Annotated in this window: 17 protein-coding genes; 5 read left to right on the top strand and 12 right to left on the bottom strand. The window is 59.6% G+C overall.

What is annotated here, in order from left to right; genetic code table 11:
• Window positions 1-47 precede the first annotated feature (47 nt).
• The 10 genes from F4U95_RS20125 to F4U95_RS24950 form a co-directional block, all read right to left on the bottom strand.
• Window positions 48-1,154: a FecR family protein gene (locus tag F4U95_RS20125; RefSeq protein WP_120252721.1), complete on the bottom strand. Its 1,107-nt coding sequence runs from the start codon at window positions 1,152-1,154 to the stop codon at window positions 48-50.
• A complete protein-coding gene (locus F4U95_RS20120; RefSeq protein ID WP_246171663.1) occupies window positions 1,151-1,885 on the bottom strand; it encodes an RNA polymerase sigma factor in 735 nt (244 codons plus the stop codon). The genes F4U95_RS20125 and F4U95_RS20120 overlap by 4 nt, the downstream gene beginning before the upstream one ends.
• A 75-nt stretch (window positions 1,886-1,960) precedes the next feature.
• Complete coding sequence (locus F4U95_RS20115) at window positions 1,961-2,890, bottom strand: nucleotidyltransferase and HEPN domain-containing protein (RefSeq protein ID WP_120252722.1); 930 nt, start codon at window positions 2,888-2,890, stop codon at window positions 1,961-1,963.
• Between the two features lie 28 nt (window positions 2,891-2,918).
• Entirely contained in the window at window positions 2,919-3,290 is a 372-nt protein-coding gene (locus tag F4U95_RS20110) for a type II toxin-antitoxin system VapC family toxin (RefSeq protein ID WP_232016546.1), read from the bottom strand.
• 10 nt (window positions 3,291-3,300) lie between these two features.
• Window positions 3,301-4,044 (bottom strand): AbrB/MazE/SpoVT family DNA-binding domain-containing protein, encoded by a 744-nt coding sequence (locus tag F4U95_RS24955; RefSeq protein WP_197716484.1) that lies wholly within the window; start codon window positions 4,042-4,044, stop codon window positions 3,301-3,303.
• Window positions 4,045-4,112: 68 nt separating this feature from the next.
• On the bottom strand, window positions 4,113-4,781 hold the full coding sequence (locus F4U95_RS20100) for a JAB domain-containing protein (RefSeq protein WP_120252723.1): 669 nt from the start codon (window positions 4,779-4,781) through the stop codon (window positions 4,113-4,115).
• Window positions 4,685-5,125 (bottom strand): hypothetical protein, encoded by a 441-nt coding sequence (locus tag F4U95_RS20095; protein WP_120252724.1) that lies wholly within the window; start codon window positions 5,123-5,125, stop codon window positions 4,685-4,687. The genes F4U95_RS20100 and F4U95_RS20095 overlap by 97 nt, the downstream gene beginning before the upstream one ends.
• A 53-nt stretch (window positions 5,126-5,178) precedes the next feature.
• Window positions 5,179-5,523, bottom strand: coding sequence for a hypothetical protein (locus F4U95_RS20090; protein WP_019052721.1), 345 nt, complete (start codon window positions 5,521-5,523; stop codon window positions 5,179-5,181).
• Window positions 5,524-5,582: 59 nt separating this feature from the next.
• Window positions 5,583-6,134: a helix-turn-helix domain-containing protein gene (locus F4U95_RS20085; protein ID WP_161600417.1), complete on the bottom strand. Its 552-nt coding sequence runs from the start codon at window positions 6,132-6,134 to the stop codon at window positions 5,583-5,585.
• A complete protein-coding gene (locus tag F4U95_RS24950) occupies window positions 6,103-6,276 on the bottom strand; it encodes a hypothetical protein (RefSeq protein ID WP_211364661.1) in 174 nt (57 codons plus the stop codon). The genes F4U95_RS20085 and F4U95_RS24950 overlap by 32 nt, the downstream gene beginning before the upstream one ends.
• Window positions 6,277-6,492: 216 nt before the next feature.
• On the opposite strand from F4U95_RS24950, the gene F4U95_RS20080 reads away from it, so the two are divergent.
• Window positions 6,493-6,981, top strand: coding sequence for a sigma factor-like helix-turn-helix DNA-binding protein (locus F4U95_RS20080; protein WP_120252727.1), 489 nt, complete (start codon window positions 6,493-6,495; stop codon window positions 6,979-6,981).
• Complete coding sequence (locus F4U95_RS25550) at window positions 6,978-7,886, top strand: DUF7146 domain-containing protein (protein WP_120252728.1); 909 nt, start codon at window positions 6,978-6,980, stop codon at window positions 7,884-7,886. Before F4U95_RS20080 ends, F4U95_RS25550 begins: the two co-directional genes overlap by 4 nt.
• 50 nt (window positions 7,887-7,936) lie before the next feature.
• Here the strand turns inward: F4U95_RS25550 and F4U95_RS20070 are convergent, their stop codons facing one another.
• A complete protein-coding gene (locus F4U95_RS20070) occupies window positions 7,937-8,212 on the bottom strand; it encodes an HU family DNA-binding protein (protein WP_120252729.1) in 276 nt (91 codons plus the stop codon).
• Window positions 8,213-8,361: 149 nt separating this feature from the next.
• On the opposite strand from F4U95_RS20070, the gene F4U95_RS20065 reads away from it, so the two are divergent.
• Complete coding sequence (locus F4U95_RS20065; RefSeq protein WP_120252730.1) at window positions 8,362-10,401, top strand: ParB/RepB/Spo0J family partition protein; 2,040 nt, start codon at window positions 8,362-8,364, stop codon at window positions 10,399-10,401.
• Between the two features lie 107 nt (window positions 10,402-10,508).
• The gene (locus tag F4U95_RS20060) at window positions 10,509-10,766 is read left to right on the top strand and encodes a type II toxin-antitoxin system Phd/YefM family antitoxin (protein WP_120252731.1); all 258 of its coding nucleotides are present in this window, start codon (window positions 10,509-10,511) and stop codon (window positions 10,764-10,766) included.
• A 168-nt stretch (window positions 10,767-10,934) separates the two neighbouring features.
• Here F4U95_RS20060 and F4U95_RS20055 read toward each other — a convergent pair whose 3' ends face one another.
• Window positions 10,935-11,600, bottom strand: a complete 666-nt coding sequence (locus F4U95_RS20055) for a UPF0149 family protein (RefSeq protein ID WP_120252732.1) — start codon at window positions 11,598-11,600, stop codon at window positions 10,935-10,937.
• A 129-nt stretch (window positions 11,601-11,729) separates the two neighbouring features.
• Between F4U95_RS20055 and F4U95_RS20050 the strand changes: the two genes are divergently transcribed.
• Complete coding sequence (locus tag F4U95_RS20050) at window positions 11,730-16,010, top strand: strawberry notch-like NTP hydrolase domain-containing protein (protein WP_120252733.1); 4,281 nt, start codon at window positions 11,730-11,732, stop codon at window positions 16,008-16,010.
• Window positions 16,011-16,091: the final 81 nt, after the last annotated feature.

The following is a 16,091-nucleotide window of genomic DNA, read 5'->3' as shown; positions in this document are numbered from 1 at the left end:
GCCTGTTTTCCGGTTCCATGGTAGCTACGACGACGAAGACGAGTTGATTATGATGGCGGGCGGCAATTTCCCTGGGAATTGGCAGGACAATCGCGGGCAAGGGAAATCGAGGCTGGGCCGGTGATCACCGCCAGCGCAAGCAGATCGGCCAGATTACGGGCGAGGCGGGGCGTGTCGGTGATGCGGAACGTACCGGACACCCGAATTGCGCTCACCTCCGGCGTCGCGGCGATAATGGGAATCGTCGCATAGCGATTGGCCTCTTCAAACAAATCTCCGAGCCTGATGTTGGTATAGTCCCGCAAGCCGTCGGGCCAGCGTGCATCGTCTGTTGCAGCTTTTTCGATTTGCGGTGCGCTCATGGGTTTGGCCGGCAATGCCACTTGCTGCCCCGGTGAAAGTCTGATCGCTGTTTGGCTTTTGCCAAGGGCCTCGCCCTCGACGTCAACGGCACCGCGCATGAGGCTCACCCGAACGAATTTCTCGGGACTGATCGCGACATCGAAAATCGTGCCGCGCGCGACAACCGTCCTTTGACCGGCGTGTACGGTGAACGGCCTGTTTTCATGCGCAACCGTGAAACGCCCGCGTCCACGTATGAGCTGCAGATCGCGGCGGGATGCGTCATACCGCACGAGTACAAGACTATCTGTATCCAGGGCAACCACCGAGCCATCGTCGAGCTGGAAAGTGCGGATTTCACCCGAAGATGTCGCAAGCCGCAATGGTGCGGGCATGGATGCCCGCGATGCGTCGGAAGGGGCCTGCGCCATTCCGGCACCATCGAGCACGGGTGAACCCAACGCCCAATGCGCGCCGAAGGCCATCACGACAACTACGCCTGCAACCAGCAGCGCCTTTCGTTTCCGGCCCCATCGCGTCGCGGGCTGATCGACGGATACCGAGGGCGCGGGAACGGCTTCTGCCACGTCATGCCCGCCGCCTGCCTCGTCCTCCTTCAGATATTTACCGACGCTATATGTCTCGGCGATCCGGCTATAGGCGGCGCGATGCAACGCGCCGCGGGCCAGCCAGGCTTCGAATTCCTTGCGCCTGACGTCCGCTTCCTCGGGATTGCGCATGATGGCGAACCAGTCTGCGGCTTCTTCTCTTAGCTGGCCATGAAGACGTGGCGGCTGGGTATCGTCCATCATTCCTGTTCCAAAGCTGCATCGATATGTGCAAGCGCGCGGGCGACATGATATTGCACGGTCGGGATGGAAATGCCTAGCCTGCCGGCAATCTCCTTGTAGGTCAGTTCGTCGACCCGGTGCAGCAGAAACACGTCTCGCGTCCTGTCGGGCAGCTCGCCGAGCGCACGCCGATAAGCACGCATCATGTCTTCGACTTCAATGCGAGTCGCCTGATCCGGCGCGACCGCAGGTTCATGCTGTTCGCCGATCGGCACATGGCAAGCGGCAAGGCGCGTCTCCAGCCGCTTGTATCGATCCAGCAGCAGGTTGCGCGCGATCCGCTGCAAATAGGCCGCCGGTCTTGGCAAGCTGGTCTTCGCCATGCATCCAAGAAGCCGGATAAAGGATTCCTGTACCAAGTCGCCGGCGTCATCGCTCGAAGAACGCAAACGGGCCTGGAAATAGCGGCGGAGCCGCGGCGCCTCGACTTCATAGATTTGCCGAACATCGACAAATTCCAAGCCGGTTCCTTCCTGTGTTTCATTCTCCGTCAGTTCACGCGGACGGTCGATTTCTTTTGGCGGCATGAAAACACGGTTCCTCACGATACGGCAGTGCTGGCCCACGCGCATGGCGAGGGAGAAGCTGTGTGAGGTGAACCTTACGCTCCAGAATTTGGAGGTAGGCCGTCCGACCCGTATGTCGAACGTCGAAATACCTGACAGGATAATCCTGCGGGTGGCTGCCAGCACTCCAGCCCGTAAGGCCGATGTTATCGAGGGAGGAAGGGCGGATCAAGCCTTTGCAGGGCGAAATTGCTCCATCGGCTAACTCTCCAGCCGGTCAGCAGCAGCTTTCAATTCGGCGATATGATTGGTGCAGATTTCATGCACGCACTCCCCTAGCGTCTGGATGTGCGCCTGCAACCAGGTAAGTTCCTCGAGCGAAATCTTGAAGTGCTTGGAATATTGCGCTTTGCGATAGGCTTCCTTGAGCTTCTGAAACAAGGAACGTTCGGCCTTTGTACCGCGCGGCCAGACATCGAAAAGCTTCCTGTCGAGGCCTTCGGCCAGGGATCGTAGAAAGATGATATTATGGTCGTATGGCGTATAGAAAGTCAGGGTCAGCAGAACACATTGGTACAACCGTTCCGTGGCCTGCTGGAGATCGTAAGCTGCGTCGCGAAGATAGCCTTCAGAGGTATAGAATTGAGCGCCTTTAAAACGCCTCATGCCAGCAGGAAACATTTCTTCGAAATATTCTTTTGCTGCGAGATAAGCCTGCTCTGGCGTCTTGGGCTTTGCCGACGCCAGCAATCGATCGTCTGATTGATAAAGGATTGCACCGTCCTTGACGATCTCCGAGAACAGGACGCGTCCATGGGCCAGCGCGTCGTTTACCTCCTGGAGTGAGTGCACGATGAAATTGACGGGCGTCCGAATGCTTCTTTCGACAAGATAGGCATCGACGAGGCGCTGCTCGGTCTCGGCCCAATAAGCGGCCCGATCTGCAAGTTCCTTCTGATTGACGATCACCAATATGTCGTAATCGGATTTGAATTGATTCGCATCCAGTGGTGCATCAACCCAGTCGCCTCGCGCATAGGAGCCAAAAAGGATGACCTTGAGAATGCGAGCAGACTTTTTCCTGCCCTTGGCATCCTGTGTCGCTTCGCGGAAGCCCTGGAAAAGCATTTCGACGACATGGTCGAGTTCGCGCTGCTTGTTGGCAGGGATATGATTGATATCCGTCTTCATCAATTCGTTCTCATATCATACTTATCAATCATCGCGCATGTTCGACCTGAATTGGGATGTCCAGCATGGCCCAGGCCTGATTGACTGTAACAGCAACGCCGCCACGGATTTGCGCCAAAGCCAGGCACGAGCGATCTCCAAGCGACAAGCCAGCGCTGCGGGTAACAGCGCGGAAAGCTCCGCCAATATTCGCCTGTTCCCGATCGACAGCGATGATGTCGATATCCAGTTCCGCCAGCATCGCGCTCGCCTCGTTCGGCTCGACGCCGCGGTCGATCAATTTCGCCAGCACTTCATGATAATTCACCGCTGAAACCAAGGCACGAGGAAGCCGCGCTTCCACATAAGCGGCACCCGGCTCCTGAAATAGCAAGGAGAGAAGCGCCGACGCATCCAGCACATAAATCCTATCAGTCACTCGACGCCTCGGCTCGCCGTTCGGCGATCAGTTCCTCGGATACCAATCCCTCACTCGGGGCAAAGGCGCGCAGCCGATCCTGAATTCGACGGAGGGCAGATCGGGCTGGCCGTATCCGGATCGCCTCATCATTTATCTCGATCAGCACAGTATCGCCGTTTTGCAGACCAAGCGTACGCCTCATATCAGCTGGGAGCGCAACGCGCCCACCCGCGATGATCTTCCCTCGAACGATGTTCATGACAGGTCCTCCGGCAATGGTACCGTTGTAGGCACAGTACCGTATTCCATTATCGCGTATCAAGTTCGTTGCAAACCGTTGCAACGATTCGTGATCGCCAGCCATTCCCGGCAGTAAGAACAAAGCGTCGATCGCTTCGTCGAGCAGGCGGCGTATCTGAGGTACCATTGCGAGATTGTTTCGCCGAAAATCGCCGGGGTCGCGTTCCCGAGTAAGGATTCCCATTTCAACAAGTTTGCCAGTCCTGCGATGCGCATTCACTGCGGGCTCTCCATCCGCAATCGACAGCCCGGTTTGATAGAGGGTCTTTCCTTCGAGTTCCGCAAGATAGATCACTAGCAGCGATGGCCAATAAGCGCGTGACAGTAGTGCGCGGCCCACCAGCTTTTCCAGCTTCCCATCCAGAGCAATGAGCTGCCGACAGGCCGCCGCGCGGACATCATCGGCCACAATGGTGCGGCCATCTGGATTTTGCTCATTCGGAACAGAAGTCATCGCATCGACCTCCTTTTCACGGATGCTCTCGCTCCGTGGCAAAACAGGGATATCTGGAGACCGGAGACCTAAAGGTAACCGGCCCCTCGGAAGCTGATCGTCCCGTTGCGGGCAACGATCAGATGATCGTGAAGCACGATATTGAAACAGCGCGCGGCGTACGCGATCTTGTCTGTGAGGTCGCGATCGGCTCTCGACGGCGTTGGGCAACCGGAGGGATGATTATGGACGAGGAGAATCGCTGTTGCCTCCAGATCCAGGCAGCGTTTCAGTATTTCGCGGGGCCAGGCCTGAACTGCCGATACCGTTCCGACGCCCATCACCTCGTCTGCAATCAACTCGTTGCCCGCATTAAGAAACAGAACCCGAAACCGCTCGATCGGGTCATAGGCCATTTGCGCCCTCAAATAATCGAGCACCGACTGATCGCTGGATAATATGGGCCGCTGCATGAGTGAGGCCCTCAGCATCCGTGTCATCGCACGCCTGAAGCTGAGGAAGGTTTGCTCGACCTGGATCGAGCCATCCAGCAATTCGATCCTGGCGGTCGAACGCGCTGAGACAGCCTCGCCAAGAGAGCCAAATCTCGCAAGGAGGCGTTCCGAAAATTCCTGCGCGCGATCAGGGCAGGTAAGGCCGATCAGTTCTTCCAGGGCGCGTCGACACCCAGATGCGTCAATCGCATCTGGTGCCGCCAGGTGGCGATGATCAGGCCCAGTTGGGCGAACCAACTCCATACCGCCAGCGCCTGCATGTAGGCACGGGGAACCACAGCTGGTGCAACCATCAGCGCTACATGAATGACGACTTCGGCACCCAACATCCCGGCGATCCAGATCGGCCAAAAGCGGGTGCTCCGAATTGAAAGCCATAGGAAAATGCCCAATATCAGCAAATCGATGATCAGGATGCCGGCTTCGACCCCCTGAAACCGGATCCCGAAAGGCGACGCGACAAACACAGTCAGGCTTGCGCCGCATAAAAGCGTGGCCGCACCGATACGTTCGGGTTGGCCGCCCTTTATGAAGGCATAGGCGCTGCTCAAAAGCAGAAGAGCCAGAAACAGGGCTTGTCGCGTCATGACGTAGAGGAACGACAAATGTCCCGATCCGTCAAACTCTCTCGACGAAAGCATCACACCGCTCGGAGATGCTGTCCCTGGGCGGGCGACCCAGCCCTTGCCACCTTGAGAAGGTCGCCATAGCTGGTCTCCGGTAATCCCATTGCGTCACTGGCATGTTTGAGATTGGCGTGGGTGGTGACGATCTTCTCGCGCGTTTCTGCAACAAGCAGCATGGCCGAGGCGGAGCTTTGGATGGCGTCCTGGCCGATCATGGCCGAGAGGCGGGCATCCAGCCGCGCAAGCGGCAACGCCGCGTTGAGTTCGGCGATACGCGCAGCTGCGATGTCGATGGCCTCTTCGGCAGCGAACAAACGCTCGGCAACATGTTTGGCGACGGATTGGCGTTGAGCACGCATGGTTTCTCCTTCCCGCCCATCCGGGCAGGCTATGGTGATGGATTTGAGGAATTGCCGCTCTATTTTGCCACGAGGTCGTTGAGTACCAACAGGAGGGATATTCCGGCCCCTACGGCAAAGAGCATCATGGGAGTGAGGATCGCGAAGGCGATCAGGGTGGAGGGTCCATTCAGGTCATTGCGTTGCCTCCCGGCTACGCGGAGCGGCACAATGTCGAGCAAGGAGGAGGGCTGTTTGCGAACGCCATATGGGCGTTGTCCTTCTGCGAACAGATCCTTGAATTCCTCGTGTGTCGGCTGTGCGTCCGCCTTGGTTTCGATGGACGCATTTGACTCGCAATTGGCGCCGCCCGGAATAGTCATCGGATAGGGGGGTATAATCTGCCCCCCCTTGCCAGCCTCCCAGTCCACGAAAAGCTGGGCTGCTTTCCATCGGGACACGTTCCCAAGTATCTGCCGGGTTTCCAGAATATGATTGTCCACCGTATGAGGGGACAAGTTCAGAACCCGCGCGATTTCTTTGGAGGATAAGCCTTTGGCGGCTTCTCGCAGGCAGTCGCCCTTGCGCGTGCTGAGCCGTTCAAGCCGGTCCGAATAGTCTTCCTCGTTCAAGGGCGTGTCCCTTCGCCAGTTCATGGCAACCGGAAGCGGCGTCCTCTCCAACCATATCATTCGCGTTTATTTTGCCGTCAGTATCCGGTTGCAGCCATTCTGTTTCAAACAAAAACCTTTCGAACACATAATCGTTCTGCATCCGGTTTAACAGATTGTTTTGCAAGCAATCCGAACCGGTCACGCTACGACAGCGACGCCAGAGGATCATAGCTGGAGATAGGCTTGGCGCTTCACGAACCCTTCCCATGGTCTCTGGACACAAGACCGTCGACCCTGCGCTGCCCTGCAGCGAGCGAGCCTCGCGAAGGAGGGAGGGGGCAAGGCGAGCGGAAGAACCCAGAGGGATCCGGTTGCCATGCAATATTTAGAAGTCCGTGCTCTGCTGCAAGACATCAAAACATATCTTGTGACCGGAGGCTGGCCGCCGTCACGCCGTCGGCGCCGCACGCATCTGCTGCGGCGTCTCGATGCCATTGCAGCGCTATTGGACGTGGGGGCGCATCCAGCAGTCGCAGTCGCCATGACCAGACTGGAAGGCGCGCCGGTCCTGCGCGTCGACGAAGACGAGGCCTATATCGAGGAGACGCCTGAAGGCGTGTGGGTCAGTGGATGGATATGGGTGGAGCAGCAAGCCTTCGCGTCCTGCGGTGCCATGCGAATGATGAAGTTGCGCAACGCGATTGCGGATTTGCCGCAGCAAACGCGCGCCGTTTTCCTTGCCCATTGCGTCGAGGGTTCTGCCTACCCGGCGATAGCCCGCAGGCTGAGTCTCGAAGTTGCTGAGGTCCAGCGCGAACTGGCGTCGGCGCTTTTGATACTTTCGCAGGCCCTCGACGAGACATGAAAGATAATTCGCCAGGGCGGCTGACAACGATGAAATATCTTGAACTTGAATTTGAAGGCGAAGCCCTTTGCCGAAAGCTAGGCGGAACATGGCAGAAAGATCGAGGCCTATGCCTGTGTCCGGCCCATGATGACCATAATCCCAGCCTGTCGATCCGCGTTGGCGAGCGCGCATTGCTCTTCAAATGTTTTGCCGGTTGCGACAGGAGAGACGTCCTGCGAGCAATCCGGCATTTACGCCTGCCTTTTGCGGACCGGCACATTTCCGATTTGTCGCGCAACGTGCCCTCGCCTCGCGCGGGTTCAGCGCCAGCCCTACGCATATGGAACGCATCCGCATCCCTCGTGGACACGCCTGCGCAAAGCTACCTGTCTGGGCGCCTGCTCACCCCGCCCTGGCATGATCTGCGCTATAATCTACGCACGCCGCTGGGACGAGGCAGCCGCGCGCTGTTCCGGCCCGCCATGATTGCCGCCGTGCGGGAGAGACGACGGCTCGTCGCCATTCACCGCACCTTCCTTGATCCCGCAACCGCCACCAAAGCAAAGGATCTTGCCGATCCCCGCATGATGCTCGGACGTCCGGGGCGCGGCGCGGTACAACTCATGCCTCCCGCTTCGGTGCTCGGCCTCGCCGAAGGCATCGAGACCGCGCTGGCGGCGATGCAACTGCACAAGATCCCGGTATGGGCGATCCTCGGGACAGAACGGGCCGGACATATCCTGCTACCCAACAGTCTCGAACGCCTCGTTCTGCTGTTCGACCGGGATGAGGCTGGATGGAAAGCGAACAAAAGTGCGCGCCTTGCCTATGAGCGTCCTGGCCTTGAGATCATCAGCGCGTGGCCGCCGCCGCCCAATAATGATTGGGCGGATGTGCTGGACGGGCAGTCACGCGCTGCCTGATAACAGGCTCCGCTGCCCTGCACCTGTTGGCAGCAGAGCAGCGATATAGGTCAGCCGTTGAGACGGTCCTTGATCGCCTTTGCGGGCGTGAACGTCAGCTTCTTCGACGCCTTGATGGCGATGGTTTCGCCGGTGGCCGGATTGCGGCCCTCGCGCGCTGCAACGTCCTTCACCTTGAACTTGCCGAAGCCGTTCAGCGAAATCTCGTCGCCTTTGGCCGCCGCGTCGGCGATGACCCCAAACAGGGCGTCGACGAGTTTGCGTGCGTCACCCTTGGTCAGTCCATGATCGGCGCTGAGCGCTTCAGCCAGCTCGGAATTGTTCATAAAACGTCCTCCTGAAATTATGCAGCTGCCGTGTCTAGCGGCACGGCACCGTGCCGTCACGCCCCAAACCGGTGCAAACGAAAGGAGAGGGGGAGGGAAGCGAATGCGCGGTTCGATGTGCGAACCGCGGCTTTTGCGGAGTTTGTTGCATGACCAAGCCATCCATCCTCGTCCCGGCAACCCATCTCACTAAGTCGCCCGTCAATGTGCGCAAGCGGACCGATCCGCGCGCTGACGCTGAACTCGAAGCCAGCATCTCCGGACATGGCCTCATCCAGAATCTCGTTGGCGTGCCGGTCTCCCGTAAGAAAGGTCATTATCGCATCACGGCCGGTGGTCGACGCCTCGATGCAATCCATCGGCTGATCGAGAAGGGAACGCTGCCTGCCGACTATGAGGTCCCTGTCTTTGTTCTTGCCAAAGCGAAGGACGGCCGCGAAATCAGCCTTGCTGAAAATTACGACCGGCTACAGATGTCGCCTGCCGAAGATTGCCTCGCATTTCGCGATCTGATCGAGGTCGAGGGCCGCAGCACGGCGGATATCGCCAAGCGCTTCGGCATCGAGGAACGCTTTGTCGTCGGGCGCCTGCGTCTCGCGAACCTCGCTCAGCCGATCTTCGATGCGCTCGAGGCTGACGAGATCACGCTCGATGTAGCCAAGGCATATGCGACGACCGCCGACACCGCCCGTCAGACGGCGATCTGGGAGTCTTTACGCAACAGCTATTCCCGCGACAATGTGAATGAAATCCGGCGGGCGCTCAATGGCTACAGCTATCGCGCAACCGATCCCAAGGCCCTGCTGGTCGGGCGGGATTCCTATATCGCGGCAGGTGGCCGTGTCGAGGACGCGGACCTGTTCTCCACTGCAGCCGACGAGCGCTGGATCGACACCCATATTCTCGATGATCTGGCGGAGACGAAACTCGCCGCGCAGGCCGAGGCACTGCGTGAGCGCGAAGGCCTGGGGGAAGTGCGCATCGTCACCGGCGCGCGAATCCCCTATATGGAAACTTATGCGCTGCAACCGCTGACCGGCGTCGCCGAACCGCTCACGCAGGAGCAGGAAGCGCGTAAACGGGAGATTGAGGAGGAGATTGCCGAGATCGAACTGCTTGCCGAAAACGAGGCCTATGAGCCGGAAGAGGATGAGGAACAGCGCTATGCTGCCCTCCAGGCGGAACTCACGGCAATCATTGAGCGCGAGGTTGTGATCGATCCTGAGCAGAAAGCGAACGCTCTGGGCTATGTGGTGCTCGGCCAAGACGGCACGCCGCAAATCCATCATCAACTCTATGTCGCGCCGGTGTCTGATGAAGAGAGCGGCGAGGCCGATGATGACGGCGAAGAGGGCGACGATAATGCCAGCGTTGAAACGCAGGAGAACAATACCGCCGATGACGCTCGCCCGGTGATGAGCCAGCGCCTTCGCGAAATGCTGGCGATGATGAAGACTGAGCTTCTTGCGGTCCACGTCGCCAGTGATCCCGCATTCGCGTTAGATCTGGGCACCTTCATCATGGTTGATCGTGAATCCCGCCTGGCGTCCTTCGACATGCCGAGCGATCTGCGGGCCTCGGTGCCTTCCCGTCTCTTGCCCGACTTCAAGCCGGAAACAGCGGCGGCGGGTGCCTGGACGAAGCTTGACGGGGCGCTCGATCGGAGCTGGCTCCACCACCAGGCCGTTCCAGATCGTTATGATGCCTTCTGTGCGCTGCCCGATGATGCACGTGCGGCCTGGCTCGGATGGGCGATCGCGCGCACGCTTCATGCCGTTCCTGCCGGACGACGCGAGGCAGGCTTTCTCGATCATCTGGGGCGCAAGCTCGGGATCGATGTCGCGGCCTGGTGGCGGCCGACGGCGCTCACCTATTTCGACAAGCTGACCAAGCCTGGCATCCTTGCCTTGTTCGAAGAGATTGGCGGACTGGAGTTGCGGGTACGCTATTCCGGGTCGAAGAAGCACGATCTGGCCGCGTCGGCCGAGCGGCTCTTTGGTGGCGAGGTCATCATCGAGCCCGAAATCCAGGAACGGGCGCTCGTCTGGCTACCCGACGAAATGCGGTTCGCTGCCCTGGAAACCGGCGAAGAGCCGACCTCGCCCGACAATGGCGAGCACGACCTGGCGGACATGGTGAACAAGGAAGGTGGCAACGAAGGCGACCAAAGCTTCGCGCAAGCCGCCTAACACAGCCGGGGGCAGGGCGTCGTCCCCGCCCCCGGCTTCGGCCTTGGATGGAACTGTACAACCGTCTAAAATGAGCCGCTGTTCTCAAACGCCAGGAATAATGGTCTATGCATATTTCCATATTTGATGCGGCAGGCCAACTCATCGACCTTGTTCGCCGCTCGGAAGCAGGGGAAGAAATCATCCTGACCCGTGAGGGGCACGCTGCTGTCCGTCTTGTTCCGGTCAATATGCCTGCTGACAGGGCCAGCCGCCGCGTTTTGCTGGATGAGGTGCGCTTGGCTTCCACAGCCAAGACGACAACTGGCCCCGATGCGGCAAATTCCCAGGACTTTCTTTATGGCGATGAGGGCATGCCCGGATGATTGCGGTCGGCATGTGAAAAAGCGAACGTGTCTGCTGCTTTTGTCGGAGACGATTTCAGCCGGGCGGATGTCGATCGCCGTTTAACTTCATCGGGTTGACGGGTTTGGAAGCGCGCAGAGGAAGACCCAGCTGACGGTCATGCCGCGCCCGCAGTTGTCCGCGATCATTTAGTTCAAACCGCAGCACTTCTTGTATTTGGCGCCCGACCCGCAGGGACATGGTTCGTTACGCCCCGTCTTTTCGCGCTTGATGGTGACCGGTCGGTAGGGGTCATTTTCAATCCGCCATTGGTGCAGCATCTCGACCCAAATCGGGATCAGGTCAGGTGCTTCCCGATCCCACTGGTCTTCCGCAGTGAGAGTCAGCTTTTTCGTCCCATCGGCAAACGCACGAAGCTCGCGGATACCCTCGATCGCGGCGCGGCAACCGGGATCATCGTCATTGAGGACACGCTGCCAGCCCGAAGGGGCAAGATCCATCGCCTGTCCGAAACCCTCGATCCACATCTCCCACAATGTTTCGTCCGACCGTGTGTCGATCTCCAGCACCGGTTCGAAGCTGCCCGGCTGACCCAGGCAGGCCAAGATGACATGATAATGGTGCATGATGAGGTCTGTGAAATGCTGGAAACCGCCCATTTCACTAAACTGGAGCATGCCCGTGCCGTCTTCGCCGACCCAGATCATCTTCAGCCATTGGCTTGGTGCAAGCAGGTCGGGACTGACAAGTATCCCTGTGAGGAAACCGTCCAGCTGCGACAGCAGCATGCAATCCTCGCCTTGATCAAGCAGCAGCCGATCGAGTTCGCCGAGATAGTCGAGTGGAATAGCCATGCTCTTCCATAGCCTCGAGCCGATCCCCCGTCACCGGGTCTGATCTATCCTTCCTGCACAGTCAGGGGCCGGAATGAAGAAGAGCGGGAAGGGGAGAGCCGGATTGTCCTATTCTCGCATGAGGTGCCCATGACCTTGCCCCAACTCGCTTTGTCGCAAACCCACGACGCGCCCGAACGCCTGTTCGAGGTTGCCCAGTCCCTCGCCCACCGCCTGCGCAATGGCGGCATGGTCAATCGCCAGTCCCTCAAGCGCATGATGACCCAGGCGTTCGGCGAAGATGATGCCGGCGGTGCATGGTCGATGCGCGATGCATATGATGCGCTGGAAACCGCGCAGATCCTGCACCTCGCCGATCCGCAATGCGCGCTTCTGGCAGGAACACCTGCCGACATCTTCAAACGACTGCGGCAATTTGAGCGCGGATTGCCAACGCAGACCTACCGCTCGGAAAAGCAGGTCGAGCTCCAGCAGTTCAGCACGCCCCTCAGCCTCGCCTGGCTCGCAGCCATGGGGGCACGCTGTCGCTCGGACGATATCCTGCTCGAACCCTCGGCCGGCACCGGCCTGCTGGCAGTCCATGGCGCACGCGCAGGCTCGCGGTTGCTGCTTAACGAGCATGATCCCGCCCGCGCCGACCTGCTGTCGCGAAGCTTGGGCGAGATCGTGACGTGCCATGATGCCGAACATATTCAAGATATGCTGACCACCGAGCAGATTCCCACGCTGGTGCTGATCAATCCTCCCTTCAGTCGGAGCGTTGGCCGCGGGATCGATCGCCATGCCGGCGCGCGCCACCTGCGCGGCGCGCTTGCATCTCTCGCACAAGGTGGGCGATGCGTCGCCATCATGCCGACAAGCTTCTCGCCAGAAGGTTCGGCCGCGCTTGGCTACAATGTAGTCGCGGAGCTTGTGCCGCCCCGCATCGAAATCGCCATATCGGGTAGCCCCTATGCCAAACATGGAACGGGGATCGATGTGCGTCTGCTGATCTTCGACAAGGGATGGATCGGCGTGCCAAAGCGTCACGTCGCCTGCAACATCGAGGCAGCACTGGACCTTGTCCTCGCCATCCCTGATCGGCTCGATCCCCTGCAGCCTCCACCTCTCCTTCCTCCGCCAGCCGTTGGTCTTTTGCCTTCCCGACCAGCCACTAATGTCGCGCGAGGAAGCCTCTTTGGGCATATGAGCGGGCAAAGGCTTGCGCCGCCGTCGCGCGTTGCAGCGGTGGCAAAGGACGCACGGCCAATCACATATGTGGTTCGGGAGGAGCCGCTTGCTCCCGGCGAGACCGTGGGCATCTATTCTGCCTGGCGGCCCGCACGGATCTCCATCGATGCTGCCTCCAGGCATCCCGATGTTCTTGTCGAATCCATTGCCATGGCCTCGGTGTCCCTGCCGGTGCCGCGCTATCAACCCCTGCTCCAGGACCGCGCGGCCAAGGCGCTGTCAGAGGCGCAGCTTGAAACCGTCATTTATGCCGGTGAAGCGCATGCGCGCGATCTTGTCGGCCGCTTTTCATCTAACCTCGCCGGCGATCGCCTGATCGAGGACAGGGAAGGCAAAGCCTATCGGACCGGCTTTTTCATCGCTGACGGTACTGGTGTGGGCAAGGGTCGCGAGGCGGCGGGCATCATCCTTGATCAATGGAACCGGGCCAATCGCCGCGCGATCTGGATTTCCATGGCCGACCTCATCGAGGACGCCCGCCGCGACTGGACGGCGCTGGGCGGGCTTGCCATCGATATTCAGCCGATTTCAAACTTTCCCCTGGGTACGTCGATCACGATGGAAAGCGGCATTATCTTCCTCACTTACGCCGCCTTGCGCTCCGCGCGCCACGATACAGCCTCCCGCCTGCAACAACTACTGGACTGGACTGGCGAGGATTTCGTCGGCATGATCGTCTTCGACGAGTCTCATGCGATGGCGCACGCAGGCGGGACTGAGACGGATTTTGGCAAAGCGCAAGGCTCGGAACAGGGGCTTGCCGGCGTTCGATTGCAAAATGCGCTTCCGCGCGCTCGCATTCTCTACATGTCCGCGACCGGCGCGGCCAGGCCGGAAAATCTCTCCTATGCTGTTCGCCTGGGGCTCTGGGGACCGGGCACTGCCTTTGCCACGCGCGACATGTTCATGAAGGCGATGGAAGAGGGGGGGATCGCAGCCCTTGAGGTCGTTTGCCGCGATCTCAAAGCGATGGGTCTCTACACCGCCCGGGCGTTGAGCTTTGCGGGCGTCGAATATGAGCCGTTGGAACATGCGCTGACGCCAGATCAGATTTCGATCTACGATGCTTATGCCGATAGCTGGAGCATTATTCATCGCGGATTGCGCGATGTGCTGGCCGAGATCGGCATAGTCGATAGAATGTCGGGCAAGACCCAGAACGCCCGGGCGCGGGGATCAGCCCTCAGCGCCTTTGAATCCGCGAAATTGCGCTTCTTTTCCAGTCTCCTGGTCAGCATGAAAATGCCCTCGCTCATCAACGCGATCGAGCAGGAGCTGGCGTCGGACAATGTAGTGCTGGTGCAACTCGCCAGCACGGGCGAGGCCATCATGGATCGGCGTCTATCCGAACTCTCCGCCCAGGAACGGGCGACGATGGACGTTGAGGTTTCTCCAAAGGAAACCTTGATCGACTATATGAAGAATGGCTTTCCTGTGCGCCAGATGCGGGTCTTTCGTGCCGACGATGGCGCGATGCGCGCCGAACCAATGACCGATGCGCAAGGCAATCCGGTGCTTTGTCGGCAGGCGATAGCCGCACGCGACGAATTGATCGAGGAGCTGTGCGCACTGCCCGCGATTCCGACCGCGCTCGATGCACTTATCGCGCATTTCGGAACCGACCAGGTCGCCGAGATTACGGGGCGCTCGCGGCGTATCGTGCCCGACATCACCGGGCGACAAAAGGTCGAGAGGCGCAGCGCTCGGGCCAATCTGTTCGAGGTTCAGGCGTTTCAGGATGGCCGCAAGCCCATCGCCGCCTTTTCCCTGGCCGGGAGTACCGGACGATCCATGCATTCCGATCGGACCTGTGCCAGCGCGTACAGGCGCCGCGCGCATTTTCTGCTGGAACTTGGGTTCCGTATCCTCTCGGCGGTGCAGGGCTTTGGTCGTAGCCACCGGACGAACCAGCTGACGCCGCCCGTCTATCGCCCACTCACCACCGATTGCCGGGGGGAGCGGCGCTTCCTCAGCACCATCATCCGCGGTCTGGAAGCATTGGGCGCACTGACCAGAGGGCAACGCCAGACCGGATCGCAAAACCTGTTCGATCCTTCCGACAATCTGGAATCCGACTATGCCCGCGATGCGCTCGTTCAATGGTTCCATCTCCTCTATGAGGGCAAACTCCGCAGCGTCTCGCTCGCTGACTTCCAGGAGATGACGGGCCTTGAGCTTTGCGACGAGGGCGGGGAACTTCTGGAACGTCTGCCGTCCATTCACCGCTGGCTCAACCGCATATTGGCACTGCGGATCGCGACCCAGAACAGCATATTCGAGGAGTTTCTGGGGTTGGTCGAGGACCGCGTCGAAGCGGCGCGCGCTGCCGGCACGCTTGACCTGGGCATTGAAACCATCCGCGCCGAGAAAGTGGTTCTGCTTTCCGACAGTCTGCTGCGCACCGATCCTGTAATCGGCGCCGAAACACGGCTTTTGCGTCTCGAACTGCACCGGCGGCCTCCGATCACCAACTGGGCTGCGTTGCAGCTTGTCTGCAAGAACACGGACAATATTGCCTGGCTCCGCAATACCCGGTCCGGCCGGGTCGCACTGTGCATGCCGACATGGCCGGGACAGGACGACGATGGCAAATGGATCGAACGCTGCTATCTCATTCGTCCCAGGGGTCAGCTCCGCATGGATAGAGCGGCCCTAAAAGCCAGCCATTGGAGCGAGATCGAACCCGATGCTTTCCAGGTCTTTTGGGAGGGGGAAGTGGCTGAAGCGACGGAAAATCTTATGGTCGAAACGATCACCATGGCAACCGGGTTGCTGCTGCCCATATGGCATAAATTGCCGGAAGATGACGTGCGCGTCTGGCGGATCGACGATGGCGCGGGCGGTTCAATCCTGGGGCGCATCATCCATCCAGCGGCCGTGGAACGGATCCAAAGGGAGTTCGGCCTCGATGGCGCGACAGTTCTTGGTCCCGACGAAATCATCGATGGTGCGCGTTCGGTGGGCGGAGTATCGATCCCAGGTCTTGGCCCGGCCAAACTTGCCCGGGTTCATGTCAACGACAGTGCTCGCCTCGAAATACGAGACTATCGACCCCAAGACCGGACCTGGTTGAAGGCTTGCGGAGCGTTCAGTGAGGTCGTCGCCTTCAAGACCAGGATTTTCCTGCCTCCTGACCGTGCGGGCGACATCCTTGCCAGGATTATGGCGGAGCGGAGCTAGTCTTCGCCGCGATGCGCCACATCGCGCTACCGATGATGCTCGTAAGGTCAGCGGACAGACGAGATATGGGTTGGATAAACC

This window comes from Sphingobium limneticum, assembly GCF_008710165.1.
In the GTDB taxonomy this organism is placed as follows: Bacteria; Pseudomonadota; Alphaproteobacteria; order Sphingomonadales; family Sphingomonadaceae; genus Sphingobium; species Sphingobium limneticum.
The sequence above is the reverse complement of the archived record's forward strand: the minus strand, read 5'-3'. Positions and strand labels throughout refer to the sequence as shown.

Bases quoted from the DNA above. Each gene is read 5' to 3' on its own strand.
- F4U95_RS20125 (WP_120252721.1), bottom strand. From the start codon at position 1,154: ATGATGGACGATACCCAGCCGCCACGTCTTCATGGCCAGCTAAGAGAA.
- F4U95_RS20115 (WP_120252722.1), bottom strand. From the start codon at position 2,890: ATGAAGACGGATATCAATCATATCCCTGCCAACAAGCAGCGCGAACTC.
- F4U95_RS24955 (WP_197716484.1), bottom strand. From the start codon at position 4,044: ATGACTTCTGTTCCGAATGAGCAAAATCCAGATGGCCGCACCATTGTG.
- F4U95_RS20100 (WP_120252723.1), bottom strand. From the start codon at position 4,781: ATGGAGTTGGTTCGCCCAACTGGGCCTGATCATCGCCACCTGGCGGCA.
- F4U95_RS20095 (WP_120252724.1), bottom strand. From the start codon at position 5,125: ATGACGCGACAAGCCCTGTTTCTGGCTCTTCTGCTTTTGAGCAGCGCC.
- F4U95_RS20090 (WP_019052721.1), bottom strand. From the start codon at position 5,523: ATGCGTGCTCAACGCCAATCCGTCGCCAAACATGTTGCCGAGCGTTTG.
- F4U95_RS24950 (WP_211364661.1), bottom strand. From the start codon at position 6,276: ATGCAGAACGATTATGTGTTCGAAAGGTTTTTGTTTGAAACAGAATGG.
- F4U95_RS20080 (WP_120252727.1), top strand. From the start codon at position 6,493: ATGCAATATTTAGAAGTCCGTGCTCTGCTGCAAGACATCAAAACATAT.
- F4U95_RS25550 (WP_120252728.1), top strand. From the start codon at position 6,978: ATGAAAGATAATTCGCCAGGGCGGCTGACAACGATGAAATATCTTGAA.
- F4U95_RS20070 (WP_120252729.1), bottom strand. From the start codon at position 8,212: ATGAACAATTCCGAGCTGGCTGAAGCGCTCAGCGCCGATCATGGACTG.
- F4U95_RS20065 (WP_120252730.1), top strand. From the start codon at position 8,362: ATGACCAAGCCATCCATCCTCGTCCCGGCAACCCATCTCACTAAGTCG.
- F4U95_RS20060 (WP_120252731.1), top strand. From the start codon at position 10,509: ATGCATATTTCCATATTTGATGCGGCAGGCCAACTCATCGACCTTGTT.
- F4U95_RS20055 (WP_120252732.1), bottom strand. From the start codon at position 11,600: ATGGCTATTCCACTCGACTATCTCGGCGAACTCGATCGGCTGCTGCTT.
- F4U95_RS20050 (WP_120252733.1), top strand. From the start codon at position 11,730: ATGACCTTGCCCCAACTCGCTTTGTCGCAAACCCACGACGCGCCCGAA.